The sequence below is a fragment of the Micromonospora sonchi genome (genome assembly GCF_014646235.1).
Taxonomy (GTDB): domain Bacteria; phylum Actinomycetota; class Actinomycetes; order Mycobacteriales; family Micromonosporaceae; genus Micromonospora; species Micromonospora sonchi.
This window is the reverse complement of the sequence record NZ_BMNB01000003.1, coordinates 89,401-103,009: the sequence shown is the minus strand read 5'-3', so window position 1 is coordinate 103,009 and position 13,609 is coordinate 89,401. Positions and strand designations below refer to the sequence as shown.

Sequence of the window (13,609 nt, the reverse complement as noted above, 5' to 3'; positions counted from 1 at the left end):
GTGGCGCGACGCTCCCGCGCTGGCACGGCACCGGGGCCCGGCGGCGACGGTTCACCGGCCCCGCTGCCCGATCCGGTGACCATGCGGCTGGACGGCAAGGTCGCCCTGGTGACCGGTGCGGGCAGCCCGGACGGCATCGGGTACGCCACCGCGCGGCGGCTGACCGACCTGGGCGCCCGGGTAGCGATCGTCTCCACCACCCGACGCATCCACGAGCGCGCCGGCGAACTCGGCGTCATCGGGTTCGTCGCCGACCTCACCGACGAGGCGGAGGTCGGCGCGCTGGCCGACGCGGTCGCCGAACAGCTCGGCGACGTGGAGGTCCTGGTCAACAACGCCGGCCTGGCCAGCCGGGCCAGCCCGGAGGTGTTGCGTCCGGTCGCCCAGCTCAGCTACGACGAGTGGCGTGGCGAGATCGACCGCAACCTCACCACCGCGTTCCTGTGCAGCCGGGCGTTCATCGGCGGAATGGCCGAGCGGGGCTGGGGCCGCATCGTGAACCTGGCGGCGACGGCCGGTCCGGTCAACGCGCTGCCCACCGAGGCGGCGTACGCGGCCGCCAAGGCGGGCGTGGTGGGGCTGACCCGGGCGCTGGCGATGGAGATGATCGCCGACGGGGTGACGGTCAACGCGGTGGCCCCGGGCACCATCTACACCGCCGCCTCCACTTTGGCGGAGATCAAGCAGGGCCTGGGTACGCCGGTGGGTCGCCCGGGCACGCCGGACGAGGTGGCTGCCGCGATCGCCTTCCTCTGCTCACCGGCGGCGTCCTACATCACCGGTCAGATGCTGGTGGTCGACGGGGGCAACAGCGTGCGGGAGGCCCGGTTCCGCTGAGCGGACGCCGTTGGCTCAGGTGCGGGTGCCGTCCGAGCCGGCCCAGAGCGCCAGGGCGAGCCAGCCGCAGCAGAACACCAGGTAGAACCCGGTGAAGATGTAGCTGAGGACCAGGCCCCAGGTGGCCAACTGGTCGCCCTCCTCGCCGCTGGTGCGCAACTGCCGCTTGGCCAGATGTCCGAGGGCGATGCCGGCGGGCGCGAAGACGAACGCGAAGACCAGCGACAGGACGGCCAGCACGTTGGTGCCACGACCGCCGCCGGGCGGTGCCGGCGGGCCGTACTGCCCGTAGGGCACCTGTGGGGCGTACGGCGGCTGCTGCCCCCACTGCTGGCCGTGCGGCGGCTGCCCCGGGTGCTCGTACGACGGCTGCCCGTAGGCCGGCTGCCCGTACTGCGGCTGTTCACCCCACGGCTGCCCGTACTGCGGCTGCTCGCCTGACGGCGGCTGCTCGCCCGACGGCGGCTCGTAGGGCGACGGCGGCTGGTCCGGTTCTGGCGGCTGGCTCACACTGCCGGACGCTACCCGCCGCACCGAGCCTTTTTGGCAGGAAATGTCCGCTGTCAACCTCGCTGGGCCCAGAGGATGTCGCTGTCGGCTGCTGTCGAGCTGACCCGTTTGCGCTATCACGACGCTTCAGCCGAGCGGCAGGCCCGGTCACCGCCATGACGCACCCCCAGCCGCCGCCACCCGCCCGCCCGCCGGTCACCGCGATCCGTTCGCGCTCTCAGCTCGACAGGGCCCGAGACCGACATGACGACCTTCGGGTCACCGCCCGCCACAAGTCAGGGACAGCCCGAGACTCCGCAATCCGTGCCATTCACCGGCTGGGATGTCCCGAGATGCGGCGACTGGCGTCGCTCACCGGTCCGGGCGCAACGGCATCCGCCCGGCCCCGCCGAGCGGCCGAGTTCAGCCCAGTCGGGTGAGATTGGCGGCGGCTCGCTCGACGGCCAGGCAGCGGTTCTCGACATAGTCGATGCCGGCCTCCTCGGCTATCTGGCGTGCCTCGGGAGAGACGATCCCGAGCTGCAACCAGACGGCGGGTGCGCCGATCGCCACCGCCTGGCGGACGACGTCGACGGCATCCTCGGCCGGACGGAACACGTCGACCAGGTCGACCGGGTGCGGTATGTCGGCCAGTGATCGGTACACCGGCTCGCCGAACAGTTCGTCGGCGGTCGGGTTGACCGGAACGATCCGCCAGCCGTACCGCTGCATCTCGGCCGGTACGCGGTGCGCGGCCTTGCTCGGGTCGCGGGAGGCGCCGACGACGGCGATCACGGCGGAGTCGGCGAGGATCTGCTCAGGGGAACGCACCCGCCGACTGTAACCGTGCCGTGCCGGCTCCGCCCGCCAGTCGCCCACCGCGCCACGGCCCACCGTCCGCCGTACCACCGCCCACCGTGCCGCCGCCCCACCATCCGCCGTGCCACCGCGCCACGGCCCACCGTCCGCCGCGCCACCGTGCCACCGCGCCGACGCGCCGACGCGCGCTGCCGGTCAGAGCAGGCTGAGCTGCACTGGCTCCGGCGCGGTGGGCGGCGACGCCCGACGGTGGTCACCCCGGTCAGGGCGGTGCAGGCCGTGGCGGCGGGCGGCGATGCGTACCCGTGCGGCCAACTCCCGTTGGTACGGCTGCGGCGCGTAGGCACCCGAGGCGTACAGCTCCCGGTAGCGGGGAACCAGGTCGGGGTGTTCCCGGTCCAGCCAGTGTGCGTACCACTCGCGGGCGCCGCCGGGTCGTAGGTGCAGCGGCAGCGGTGTCACGCTGGTGGCCCCGGCGGCGGCGATCGCCGCGACGGTGGCGTCGATGGACTCGTCGGAGTCGCTGAGGCCGGGCAGGATCGGTGCCATCAGCACCCCCACCTCGAAGCCGGCGTCGGCGAACTGGCGTACGGCGTCGAGCCGTCGCTGTGGGCTCGGGGTGCCCGGCTCGACCGACCGCCACAGCCCCTCCTCGAGGAAGCCCACCGAGAACGACACACCGACCCGGGTGACCTGGGCCGCCTGACGCAGCAGCGGCAGATCCCGCAGGATCAGGGTGCCCTTGGTGAGGATCGAGAACGGGTTCGCGAAGTCGCGCAGCGCCTCGATGATCGGCGGCATGAGCCGATAACGCCCCTCGGCCCGCTGGTAGCAGTCGACGTTGGTGCCCATCGCGACGTGCGCGCCCCGCCAGCGCGGCCCGGACAACTCCCGGCGCAGCAACTCGCCCGCGTTGACCTTGACGACCACCTGCCGGTCGAAGTCCGCCCCCACGTCCAGATCAAGGTAGCTGTGCGTGTTTCGAGCAAAGCAGTTGTGGCTGACTACCCCATCTGCGATGAAGTCGCCGGTCCCCGTGGTGATGTCCCAGAGGGGAAGGTCCAGCCCCAGCGGTTCGATTTTGGTGACACTGAGCCTGGCTCGGCACTTCACCGCCGCTCCCTCGATCGACCGCTTGCGGGTGATGGCGGGATCCGTGAGGTGAAAGAATCGCAGTCGTTCGATGAGGCCACCTGTGACCCGCAGGGTGCGAACCCGGTTAGCCAGCCCACGGTCCTCGAGCACGGCGGACAGGCCGATGTGGCGCAGCGCGTCTGCTGCCCGGGCGAGGATGGCGTCGTCACCGTTGGATATCCGCAGGATACCCTCGCTGCAACTGCCCTCGGCGTCGAAAATGCCCGCCAGGAAACCTCGGTACCAGTCGTCGTCGGGCCGCCCGGGCCACGCGATCAGATCTCGGATGACGTTGATTTTCGCTTCGCTGCTGGAACGGATGGCTCTCATCGCTCGGCGATTCGACCTTGCGGGCGTGAAGGAGAAGGACTTGGTGGGCACCCCGAACCCGTACAGGTAATGCTGGGTGCGTTGCAGTGCTTCCTCGTCGGCAAGCGCGAGCCGAAACCTGTGCACGGTGCCGTACGGGTACACGTAGGTGCCCAGGTGGCCGTCGCCGCGAATCATGCCGCAGAGATAGCCGCGGCGGTAGGCCTCGTTTTCCTTGGGCCCGGTCGTGAAGCGCCCGGTGCCGATCAGGCGGTTGTTGGTGGTGAGGTACGGTCGCTGCCCCTCTCCGCTCATGGTGCCGGTGACGTGTTTCCAACCCCGTTCGGTGAGGAAGCGGTGATCGGCGCTCGCGACCAGGGTCGTTCCGTCCTTCAGCACGACTCGGTATGCCGGTTTTACCGTCGACCACTTCGCAAGGACGGTGGTCACGACGTAACGACGGTATGCGCCTTGCCGTTCCGTTCCGTAGATGCGATCGCCCACCTCCAGATCCCGCATTGCCCTGGTGCGTCCGTCGGCCATCAGGATCGGCGTATCACCGGACAGGCAGTAGACACAGGCGTGGCTGCATCCCCGGTAGGGGTTGATCGTCCACTCGAAGGGGACGCGGGAGGTGCCGGGGACCTTGTTCAGGATCGACTTGGCCCGCACCTCGTAGAAGGTCATGCCGGCGAAGGCTGGGGTGTCGAAGGTGCGGACGATCGCGCCGGGCAGCGCCAGTGGCAGGGGTGGCGCCGCCGGCGCTGCCCGGCCGGGAACTTCCTCGACCGGGGGAGCGGTGAGGTTCTCCCAGCGCATGAGCCCTATTCGAACATACGTACGACATCGGTGCAAGTGGCGCGGCAGACACCGGAGCCTGGATCGGGGCCGTGACGGTGGAGGATGGAGGCATGGAGAGGTCGACCTTCGTCTACGACGGGGACTGCGCGTTCTGCACCCGCTGTGCCGAGTTCGTCGAGCGCCGGATCCCGACCCGTGCCCGGGTGCTGCCCTGGCAGTTCGCCGATCTCGACGAACTCGGGCTGACCGAGGCCGAGTGCGACGAGGCGGTGCAGTGGGTGGGGCTCGACGGCAGCCGCGCCGCTGGCCCGGACGCCATCGCCGCCCTGCTGGGCAGCAGCGGCCGGGTCTGGCGGATCGCCGGGGCCGGGCTCCGCTTCGCGCCGGTACGCGCCGCCGCCTGGCCTGTGTACCGCTGGGTGGCCCGCAACCGGCACCGGATGCCCGGCGGTACGGCAGCCTGCTCCCTGCCGCAGGCGGACCGGGAGCGTCTCTACGGCCCGCCGGGCGGCTGACCGGCGGGGACCTCCTCTGGTCGGCCGTCGGCCGGGGTGGCCGCTGGCGCGGCGGCCCCGGGCCTGCCGTGGCCGGATCGGCGGGCCAGGAGCCCCCGCAGCGCGACCAGCGGACGAATCTTCTCCAGGGGCAGGAAACTGGCCATGGCGACCAGGTGCGGGGCGAACGAGATGGTGATGGTCGCGATGGTGACCAGGTGGAACGAGTAGAAGAACCCCACGGTGGCGAGCCGCCAGCGGTCGGGTAGCACGAAGACCAACGGGCTGAGCAGTTCGAAGGCGAGGATGCCGAACTGGGCGACGAGCAACAGGTGGGGGACCTGCGCGATCAGGTCGGCCAGTTCGGTGCCGCGTCGGATGATCGCCTTGGCCAGCACCGAGCCGATCGCCCAGTCCAGGCCACCGAAGCGGAACTTTGCCCAGGCCGCGAGGAAGTAGGTGCAGATCACCGCGATCTGGGTGACCCGCAACGCCCAGCCGCCGGCCTCGCTCCTGGTCTGATCCCCGTGTCGGGCGCGGCCCGCGGTCGGCAGCACGGCCAGCGCGACGAGCAGGGCGAACCGGTCGTGGTCCACCTTCCCGTAGCTCATCGCAACGATCATCCACTCGAGGTAGAGCGCGAAGACGGTCCAACCGAGCAGCCGGGGAGCGCGACCGGTGGCCGCGAGCAGGGCGAGCAGCAGCAACGCCCAGAAGATCACGTTCACCAGTGCCGGGGTGGGGGTCGGCAGCGGCAGTACGCGCCCGACGAAGAGCGGCTGGTACAGGTCACCGGAGACGTCGACGCGGGAACGTACCCAGGGCGTGAAGATCAGCAGGTCGCCGACGATGAAGAGGTAGACCAGGGTGCGGAAGGCGGCGACGCGGCCGCGCGGCACCGGCTCGGTCAACCAGCGGCTCACGGGATGACCTGCCAGCGGACCACGGTCTCGTCGAACCACCGGCCGGTGGGCCGGCGGTCGGTGATGTCGTGCCAACGGATCACGATGCGGACCTCGGCCAGCTCCGGGGCGTCCGGGTTTCGTCGGGTGTACGCCTCGGCCACCTCCCGTAGCAGGTCGGGATCGGCGACGTAGCGCGCCTGCTGGCCCTCGATCTCGGCTCGGCGGATGCCGGTCGCGCGCTCCCCGAGGTCGACCAGCCTGCCCGTGCGGTCCATCCCCTCGACCCGGGTGTCGCGGGCGTCCGCGCTCGGCGCATCAGAGGTGGAGTACATCCGGAAGGGGCCGAACGGGAAGTGGTCGTCGTCGCCCCACAGGGTGCCGGCCAGCAGGACGGCCAGGGCGAGCGCGGTGGCTCCCACCCGGACCGCGCGGCCACGGCTCGTCAACGTATCCATCGGAGACAGAAGATACGGCACGCTTGCCAACGGAGGGCCGTGTCCCAGCCGTGCCGAGGGGCGGAGTGGCCATGCCGGGCAGCAGCAACGGCGGCCAGGTCCCGACCGAGGCCTGGCCGCCGGTGGTACGCGGTGTCAGTGCTTGTGTTCGGCGAGCTTCTTGCGTACGTCGTCCATGTCCAGCGCGCGGACCTGCTCGATGAGGTTCTCCAGGGCCGACTCCGGCAGCGCACCCGGCTGGGCGAAGACGATCACGCCGTCGCGGACGGCCATGATCGTGGGGATCGACCGGATGTCGAACTTGGCGGCGAGTTCCTGCTGCGCCTCGGTGTCCACCTTGCCGAAGGTGATGTCGGAGTGCTTCTCCGATGAGCGCTCGTAGACCGGGGCGAATCGCTTACAGGGGCCACACCACTCGGCCCAGAAGTCGACCAGCACGATGCCATCGCTCTCGGTCACCTGGTCGAAGTTGGCCGTGGTCAGCTCGACGGTTGCCATGCGAATTCTCCGATCACGCGGAACACCTACGTCTGGTTGAACCCGGCCGCGACCTATCGCATTCCCGCCCCGCTGCCCCCGAAACCCGGTTGCCCGGACCCGTTGGGGGCTTTGTCCGCATCGATCACCGTCGGTCCTGCGGGTGGCGCGCAAACTGCAAATGCACGTCGCATTTGCGTCACCAGCCGTGATGGGAGCGTTTCCACCTCGATTGATCGTTGATCACGCTACGAGCAGGTAACTTCGGCGCTGACGAGCGCCGATCCGACCTGCAGAGATCGCTTGATGGAAGATGATCAATCACTCTCTGTAATGTAACAAAAAGATAAATGTGACGCGGGTCTCTGTGCGACCGGACGGGCGTACGGCAGAATCTTGAAGCATCAGAGCGTGGGCGGCGGGTGCCGGGGAGGGCCCCGCCGCTCATTGCGTCCGGACCCGGTCGGCGGTCCGGGTGGCGGTGCCGATCACCTGATCGAGGACGCCGCGGAGGCGGGCATCGCACCTTTCGCTCGACGCGCGAGCACGGGTTCCCGGCGGAAGCAGGTTCGGGTCCCGCCCGGGCGCATATGCTGGCGCCGGAGGTCCCGCCATGAGCGCCAACGCCGGCCCCTATTCGACGACCGAGTGGGATCTGCTGACCGGCCTGCCGGGCCGGGTGATCGTGGCCGCTGCCCAGCCCGGTCCGGGACGACCGGCCCGGGGGGTGAGCGCCGGTGTCGCCGGACTGGACGCGGTGGCGGCCGGTCGGGCCTTCGACAGCGACCTCGTCCGGGCCGTGGTGGCCGAGATCTACGCCCGGCACGACGGCGCGCCGCTCTCCGCCGCGCGCACCGATCTCGTTGACGTGCTCGCCGCCTGCCGCACCGTGGTCCGGGTGCTCGACCGTCGCGCCGACCCGGCCGACTCGGCGGCGTACCGGCAATGGGTGCAGTCGGTCGCGGCCCGGGTCTGCGTCACGGCATCGGCGGCGTTTCCGGGCGCGGCGCTGGCCCCCGTCGAACGCCGTCTCCTCGACCGGCTCGGCGTCGCGCTGGGACTCCGTTAGCGTCCCGCGCGCGCTTTCTTCCGGGTGCCGGGCGGGTCCGGACGGCGGGCGACGCGGGCCCGGTGGCCGGGGCGTAACCTGCGTGATCGTGACCGGTGAGCAGCTCGACGTCGGCGTGGGGCCCTGGCCCGGAGATCCGCCGGACGATCCTCGGTACGACCCGGACCTGATCGCCGAAGGCGACCGGCGCAATGTCGTCGACCGCTACCGGTACTGGCGGCGGGAGGCCGTGGTGGCCGACCTGGACCGCCGGCGGCACGACTTCCACGTGGCGATCGAGAACTGGCAGCACGACTTCAACATCGGCACGGTGGTGCGCAACGCCAACGCGTTCCTCGCCGCCGAGGTGCACATCGTCGGTCGCCGCCGGTGGAACCGGCGTGGCGCGATGGTCACCGATCGCTACCAGCACGTACGGCACCACGAGACGATCGAGCAGTTCGCCGCCTGGGCCGCCGGGCAGGGCCTGCCGCTGGTCGGGATCGACAACCTCCCCGGTTCCCGTCCGTTGGAGACCACCACGTTGCCCCGGCGGTGCGCGTTGCTGTTCGGTCAGGAGGGTCCGGGACTGTCGGACGCGGCGCGGGACGCCTGCGACCAGCTCTTCTCCATCGCCCAGTACGGCTCGACCCGATCCATCAACGCCGGCGTGGCGAGCGGGATCGCGATGCACGCGTGGATCCGCGCGTACGCCGGCCCGCCGCCGGACTGAGCGACCGCCCCGAAAGCCGGTCCGGGCGGCGGACCGTGCCGGACCGGCGGTGGGCCGATCCGGCACGGCAATGAGGCCGCTCCGCTTGACGGCTCGCCGGTCCGGGGTGACGGTGGGGTGATGAGTGTTGCGGTGAGTTGCCCCAGATGTGGTGGATCGGTGCGGCCGCCGGATCTGATGCACGCCGAGTCCCGGTGCCTCGACTGCGGTCCGGTGGCACCGTTGCACGTGCCGGAGCGCATCGGCGCCGAGATCGTGGCCAGCGTCGTCGAGCGCATCCAGGCGGACGGGGAACGGCGACGGCCGGCGGTGCCGCTGTGGTGCCCGTGGCCGTTGCCGCCGGGCTGGACCACGACCGGCGTGGCCTGGGCCGGCGACGAACGGCTCGGAGTGCGCGCGACCGCCGTCGCCTGCGCCGGCCCGGCGCCGCTCGGTGGCGGCCCCGCCGACCTGGTCTTCGTGGCCGAGGATCCGGGGGTGGGCCTGGGGGCGCGGTACGCGGGGGTGCCCGGCCCGGACGCGGGACCGGAGCTGGCCGAGGCGTTGACCGAGCCCGGGCCTGGGCATCCCGGGCATGTCGGGCGGGCGGGGATCCGGGTGGGCGGCCATCCCACTCCACTGTGGCTGGTGAATTCGTTGACAGATCGAAGCGCGTACGCCGGCGAGGCTCGGGGATTGTGGCTGTATGCGATAGCCTGGCCGGCGAGTGCGGGGCATCTGCTCGCGGAGGACGTGGTGCTGCACGACCTGGTCGAGTGGATGCCATCCGGGCTCGTGTACGGCGCACCGTCTCCGTATCTGCACGGGAAGGCTTGACAAGCCCCCCGGAATGTCGGAGAACGGACGCAGATATTCACGGTAAGACACCACGCTGATACTCTGGGTGCCGCTGCGGTAATGGGACCCGGCGCCGCGCGAGAGGATGGCCCGCCATGGTCAAGAAGGTCCTCACCTGGGCCGGAATCGCATTCTTGATCTTCTTCGTCGCCTACCGGCCAAATTCCGCCGCAGACGTGTTCAAGTCACTGGGCGGCGGGATCATGGACATCGCCCAGGGCTTCGGCGACTTCTTCACCAGCCTGGTCGCCTAGCCGCCGATGGGAAGCCCCGCCGGCCCACCCTTCGATCCCGACGACCCCGACCGGGCCCGCCGGGAGCGCGACACCGAGCCGATCCCCCGGATCGATCCCGACGACGGTCCGGGCTACGGCTCCGGCCCCCGCCGTTCCGACAACCCCGTCTTCTCCGACGACGCGGGCTACGGTGACGGGCCGGACTACCCCGGCGACGGCCGGTCGGGGCGAGCCTGGGTGCGGGACCCCGAGGCCGGCTACCAGCCGCCGCAGATCTCCGAGGAGGAGTTGGCGGGGCTGCGAGCCGATGCCAGTGGGATGACCCCGCGCCGGGTCCTACCGCTGGAGGACGAACCCAGCTCGCTGGTCGCGCGCTACCTCTTCCCGACCGAGCGCTACCGGGGTGAGTGGAAGCGGCACTGGATCCACCTCACCACCCCGCTCATCGTCGGCATCGCCGCCACCTTCGTGCTCGGTTACCTCTCCGGCTTCCTCGCCGGGCAGGACGTCGGGGCGCTCACCACGATCGCGGTCCTGCTCTGGTTCGCGGTGATGGGCTGGGTGGCCTGGCGGGTCGCCGACTGGTGGTACGACCGCTTCATCCTGACCAACAAGCGGGTCATGGTGGTCAACGGCATCATCACCCGACGGGTCGCGATGATGCCGCTGACCCGGGTCACCGACATGAAGTACGAGCAGTCGCCGGCCGGCCGCGCGCTCAACTACGGCACCTTCGTGCTGGAGTCCGCCGGTCAGGAGCAGGCGCTGCGCGAGGTGAAGAACCTGCCCAACCCCAACGAGCTCTACCTGCGCGTCGTCGAGGAGATGTACGAGCCGCAGGCGGTCGAGGCGCGGCTGGGCAAGGAGCAGGACGAGGCCAAGGCCGACGACGGCGCTTGAAATCTTTCGGCCGCACATCGGAGCTGCCGTAAAACCTCTCGCCCTCGACCCGCTTGGTTCGGCATGGCAGGCTGCCTGGACGTAACCAGGAACGGAGGTGGCGCGTGGCCGACAGCGACCCGTTGGAGGACGAGTTCCGTGATTTCGTCACGGCCCGCTCCGGCGCGCTGCTGCGGAGCGCGTACCTGCTCACCGGGGACTGGGGCACCGCGGAGGACCTCCTCCAGACGGCCTTGACCAAGACGTACCTGGCCTGGAAACGGCTCGGCGGGATCGAGGCGATCGAGCCGTACGCCCGCCGGGTCATGGTGAACACCTCGACCAGTTGGTGGCGACGCCGCTGGCACGGCGAGCGCCCGACCGAGGTGATGCCCGAGCGAGCCGCCGCCGACGTGATCGAGCAGCAACTCGACCGGGACGTGCTCTGGCGGCACCTGCGCGCACTGCCCGCCCGCCAGCGTGCCGTGCTGGTGCTGCGCTTCTACGAGGACATGTCGGAGGCGCAGACCGCCGCCCTGCTCGACATCTCACCGGGCACCGTCAAGAGCCAGACCTCCCGGGCGCTGGCCACCCTGCGTCGGCGTATCGGCACCGAGGATGCGTTCGTGCTCCCCGGCTCCGAGGCCCCGCCCGCCGACGCCACGCGGGCGGTGACCGGCCGTTCCGGCGCGTCGGCGGTGACCCGCCGTCCCGGCGCGTCGGCGGTGACCCGCCGTCCCGGCGGAATGGCGACGGCCGGCCGATCCGGGCCGACCGCGGCGCGGCGAACCGGTGAAGCGCCGCGGGGCGGGCCCGGTGGTTCGGCCCTCGGCGCCACGGCCCTGGCCGAGCCGGTCGCCGCGCCGGACGGCGTGGCCGACGCGGTGCAGCCGGCGCCCCGGCCAACCGGTGATCTTTCCGGTCGGCCCGGACAGCGGCCGCCGGTCGTCGCGCAGCCGAGCGGCGCCCTGGCGGGAGAGCGTCGGTGAGCGTTGGTTCCGGAGACCGTGACAACCAGGAGAGGGCTCCGAGCCGTTCCTTGAACGTGGGGCAGAACGAACTGGAACATGCCGTCCGGGAGGTGTTGGTCCGGCAGGCGGCGACGCCGCGTGTCCCCGCCGGCGACCCAGCCACAGCGATCATCCGCCGGGCGAACCGCATCCAACGTTGCCGGACCGCGGCCGGCACGAGTCTGGCCGCGATGGTGGTCGTTCTCGCCACCGCCGCGGCGATGCAACTGAGCGGGGAACGGCCGCCGGCCGGGGGCACCGTGGTGATCGGTGAGCCGGACCTCGAGTCGACGGTGACCGGGGCCCCGACCAGCCCGACGACCAGCCCCGACACCAAGACCCCGTTCGCCGACGTCGACCTGGTGCTGGACGCGACGATCGCCACCGCGCAGGGACGACGGATAGCCCTCGTCGACACCGGCCGGGTCGAGCGCGCGCACCGCCTGGCCGACAATCGCGGCTGGCTGGTCATCGGGCCACCGAGCCTGGCCGGTCGCTACCTCTGGGCGGTGGCACCCGACGGCACCGCCCGGGTGCTGCTCGGCGGCGCCGACGAGATCGTCCTGGACGAGGAGGGCCAGCAGGTCGCCTGGAAGCAGGGCACGGCGCTGGCCGTCGCCAGGGTCGTGAACAAGGAGCTGATCACCACCGTACGCGCCGAGGCGCCGGCCGAAGCCGTGCCGCTGCGGTTCGTCGGCGGTGCCGTCCTGGTGCGGCTCGCTCCCGGCCGTCCCGGGCACGTGCTGTGGCGTCTGCAACCCGGCCAGCTCGACCCGGGCACCGACCGGGTCAGCACCCGAATCTTCGGCACGCTGCCCGACGGGCGCCTCGTCGGTGAGGTCACCGGGGAGTCGCCCGGGCATACCTGCGTGATCGTGCTCAACCCGGCGGGCCTCGCCCCGACCGGCTCGAAATGCGGTCCGGAGCTGGGCGGTGACGGGCCGGGCGCGGTGTCGCCGGACGGACGCTGGCTACTGGTCAACGGGAGGTCAGGGCGGCAGGAAAGGGTGGTACTGGTCGACCTGCGTCGGCTCGACCCGTCCGTCGATCCGGTTCCGGCGGGGCCGGCGGCCACCGGAGAGGTGATCTGGAGCGCGCCGGGCACCGCCTACTACGCCGATGCCGCCGGCCGCCTGGTCCGGATGGACGTCGACCGGGTGACCGCCGGTCGACCCGCCGATCCACTCGTCATTGCCGGCCTTCCCGACGGGATACGCCCGGTAGTGGTGAGCGGCGACTGAGGCCGAAGCCCGGTAGCCTCGGGCGATGATCGCCCGGATCGACCTGCACACCCATTCCACCGCGAGTGACGGCACGCTCAGCCCGGCCGAGCTGGTGCACGCCGCCGCCGAGGAAGGGCTGGACGTGGTGGCGATCACCGACCACGACACCACCGCCGGTTGGCAGCCGGCGCTGCGGGCGCTGCCGCGCGGGCCGCGGCTGGTACGGGGCGCCGAACTGTCCTGCCGCTGGTCCGGCGAACAGCCGCCGGTGCCGCTGCACCTGCTGGCGTACCTCTTCGATCCGGACTTTCCGGAGCTGGTCGCCGAGCTGGCCCGGGTACGGATCGCCCGCGCGGAACGGGGCGAGCGGATCGTCGCGCTGCTGCGGGCCGACGGCATCGACGTCAGCTGGCCGGAGATCCTGGCCGGAGCGGGCGGCGGGACGGTGGGCCGGCCGCACATAGCGGGGGCGCTGATCCGGGCCGGCCTGGTCGCCACCACCAGCGAGGCGTTCGGACCGGACTGGCTGGGGGAGCGGTACCGGCTGCCCAAGGAGGACATCGACGTCTTCCGGGCCGTCCGGCTGGTCCGGGCGGCCGGCGGCGTGCCGGTGTTCGCCCACCCCCGGGCCACCCGGCGCGGCCGGGTCGTGCCGGACGAGCTGATCGCCGAGCTGGCGGCGGTCGGTCTGGCCGGACTGGAGGCCGACCATGAGGACCACTCGCCCGCCGAGCGGGCGCACGTACGCGGCCTCGCCGCCGAGCTGGGCCTGCTGGTGACCGGCTCGTCGGACTTTCACGGCACCCACAAGACCGTCCGGCTGGGCGCCTTCACCACCGAATCCGAGGCGTACGAGCGGATCGTCGCCGCCTCGTCCGGCGTGATCGAGGTCGCTTCGGGCTGACCTGGGTTTCGATGCCGCC

Annotated in this window: 16 protein-coding genes; 10 read left to right on the top strand and 6 right to left on the bottom strand. The window is 71.5% G+C overall.

Annotated elements, in window-relative coordinates; translation table 11 throughout:
* Positions 1 to 837, top strand: a complete 837-nt coding sequence (locus tag IEY61_RS04245; RefSeq protein WP_373293100.1) for an SDR family NAD(P)-dependent oxidoreductase — start codon at positions 1 to 3, stop codon at positions 835 to 837.
* Between the two features lie 15 nt (positions 838 to 852).
* Here the strand turns inward: IEY61_RS04245 and IEY61_RS04240 are convergent, their stop codons facing one another.
* The 3 genes from IEY61_RS04240 to IEY61_RS04230 all read right to left on the bottom strand — a co-directional run bounded on the left by IEY61_RS04240 (position 853) and on the right by IEY61_RS04230 (position 4,407).
* The gene (locus tag IEY61_RS04240; protein WP_189040907.1) at positions 853 to 1,347 is read right to left on the bottom strand and encodes a DUF4190 domain-containing protein; all 495 of its coding nucleotides are present in this window, start codon (positions 1,345 to 1,347) and stop codon (positions 853 to 855) included.
* A gap of 402 nt (positions 1,348 to 1,749) precedes the next feature.
* Positions 1,750 to 2,157 (bottom strand): CoA-binding protein, encoded by a 408-nt coding sequence (locus IEY61_RS04235; protein ID WP_189040906.1) that lies wholly within the window; start codon positions 2,155 to 2,157, stop codon positions 1,750 to 1,752.
* Between the two features lie 183 nt (positions 2,158 to 2,340).
* On the bottom strand, positions 2,341 to 4,407 hold the full coding sequence (locus IEY61_RS04230) for an intein-containing Rv2578c family radical SAM protein (RefSeq protein WP_189040905.1): 2,067 nt from the start codon (positions 4,405 to 4,407) through the stop codon (positions 2,341 to 2,343).
* Between the two features lie 92 nt (positions 4,408 to 4,499).
* On the opposite strand from IEY61_RS04230, the gene IEY61_RS04225 reads away from it, so the two are divergent.
* Complete coding sequence (locus IEY61_RS04225) at positions 4,500 to 4,904, top strand: thiol-disulfide oxidoreductase DCC family protein (protein ID WP_189040904.1); 405 nt, start codon at positions 4,500 to 4,502, stop codon at positions 4,902 to 4,904.
* On the opposite strand, the gene IEY61_RS04220 is transcribed toward IEY61_RS04225, so the two are convergent.
* From IEY61_RS04220 to trxA, 3 genes are all read right to left on the bottom strand, one after another.
* A complete protein-coding gene (locus tag IEY61_RS04220; RefSeq protein WP_229705676.1) occupies positions 4,883 to 5,806 on the bottom strand; it encodes an HTTM domain-containing protein in 924 nt (307 codons plus the stop codon). The two genes, IEY61_RS04225 and IEY61_RS04220, sit on opposite strands and share 22 nt — an antisense overlap.
* On the bottom strand, positions 5,803 to 6,243 hold the full coding sequence (locus tag IEY61_RS04215; protein WP_189040903.1) for a hypothetical protein: 441 nt from the start codon (positions 6,241 to 6,243) through the stop codon (positions 5,803 to 5,805). Before IEY61_RS04215 ends, IEY61_RS04220 begins: the two co-directional genes overlap by 4 nt.
* A 135-nt stretch (positions 6,244 to 6,378) precedes the next feature.
* A complete protein-coding gene (gene trxA / locus IEY61_RS04210; RefSeq protein ID WP_189040902.1) occupies positions 6,379 to 6,741 on the bottom strand; it encodes a thioredoxin in 363 nt (120 codons plus the stop codon).
* A gap of 592 nt (positions 6,742 to 7,333) precedes the next feature.
* Between trxA and IEY61_RS04205 the strand changes: the two genes are divergently transcribed.
* From IEY61_RS04205 to IEY61_RS04170, 8 genes are all read left to right on the top strand, one after another.
* Positions 7,334 to 7,789 carry a hypothetical protein gene (locus IEY61_RS04205; RefSeq protein ID WP_229705675.1) on the top strand — a complete coding sequence of 152 codons (456 nt, stop codon included), beginning with the start codon at positions 7,334 to 7,336 and terminating at the stop codon, positions 7,787 to 7,789.
* An 88-nt stretch (positions 7,790 to 7,877) separates the two neighbouring features.
* Complete coding sequence (locus IEY61_RS04200; protein WP_189040901.1) at positions 7,878 to 8,501, top strand: TrmH family RNA methyltransferase; 624 nt, start codon at positions 7,878 to 7,880, stop codon at positions 8,499 to 8,501.
* Between the two features lie 120 nt (positions 8,502 to 8,621).
* A complete protein-coding gene (locus IEY61_RS04195) occupies positions 8,622 to 9,317 on the top strand; it encodes a DUF6758 family protein (RefSeq protein ID WP_308424546.1) in 696 nt (231 codons plus the stop codon).
* Between the two features lie 116 nt (positions 9,318 to 9,433).
* Complete coding sequence (locus IEY61_RS04190) at positions 9,434 to 9,592, top strand: hypothetical protein (RefSeq protein ID WP_007455302.1); 159 nt, start codon at positions 9,434 to 9,436, stop codon at positions 9,590 to 9,592.
* Between the two features lie 6 nt (positions 9,593 to 9,598).
* Entirely contained in the window at positions 9,599 to 10,474 is an 876-nt protein-coding gene (locus tag IEY61_RS04185; protein WP_189040900.1) for a PH domain-containing protein, read from the top strand.
* A gap of 104 nt (positions 10,475 to 10,578) precedes the next feature.
* Complete coding sequence (locus IEY61_RS31015; protein ID WP_229705674.1) at positions 10,579 to 11,442, top strand: SigE family RNA polymerase sigma factor; 864 nt, start codon at positions 10,579 to 10,581, stop codon at positions 11,440 to 11,442.
* Positions 11,439 to 12,704, top strand: coding sequence for a hypothetical protein (locus tag IEY61_RS04175; RefSeq protein ID WP_189040899.1), 1,266 nt, complete (start codon positions 11,439 to 11,441; stop codon positions 12,702 to 12,704). The genes IEY61_RS31015 and IEY61_RS04175 overlap by 4 nt, the downstream gene beginning before the upstream one ends.
* A gap of 25 nt (positions 12,705 to 12,729) precedes the next feature.
* A complete protein-coding gene (locus tag IEY61_RS04170; RefSeq protein ID WP_189040898.1) occupies positions 12,730 to 13,590 on the top strand; it encodes a PHP domain-containing protein in 861 nt (286 codons plus the stop codon).
* The last annotated feature ends 19 nt before the right edge of the window (positions 13,591 to 13,609 follow it).

Coding starts and splice junctions, on each gene's coding strand:
- IEY61_RS04190 (WP_007455302.1), top strand. CDS start 9,434: ATGGTCAAGAAGGTCCTCACCTGGGCCGGAATCGCATTCTTGATCTTC.
- IEY61_RS04170 (WP_189040898.1), top strand. CDS start 12,730: ATGATCGCCCGGATCGACCTGCACACCCATTCCACCGCGAGTGACGGC.
- IEY61_RS04215 (WP_189040903.1), bottom strand. CDS start 6,243: ATGGATACGTTGACGAGCCGTGGCCGCGCGGTCCGGGTGGGAGCCACC.
- IEY61_RS04195 (WP_308424546.1), top strand. CDS start 8,622: ATGAGTGTTGCGGTGAGTTGCCCCAGATGTGGTGGATCGGTGCGGCCG.
- IEY61_RS04205 (WP_229705675.1), top strand. CDS start 7,334: ATGAGCGCCAACGCCGGCCCCTATTCGACGACCGAGTGGGATCTGCTG.
- IEY61_RS04225 (WP_189040904.1), top strand. CDS start 4,500: ATGGAGAGGTCGACCTTCGTCTACGACGGGGACTGCGCGTTCTGCACC.
- IEY61_RS04230 (WP_189040905.1), bottom strand. CDS start 4,407: ATGCGCTGGGAGAACCTCACCGCTCCCCCGGTCGAGGAAGTTCCCGGC.
- trxA (WP_189040902.1), bottom strand. CDS start 6,741: ATGGCAACCGTCGAGCTGACCACGGCCAACTTCGACCAGGTGACCGAG.
- IEY61_RS04185 (WP_189040900.1), top strand. CDS start 9,599: ATGGGAAGCCCCGCCGGCCCACCCTTCGATCCCGACGACCCCGACCGG.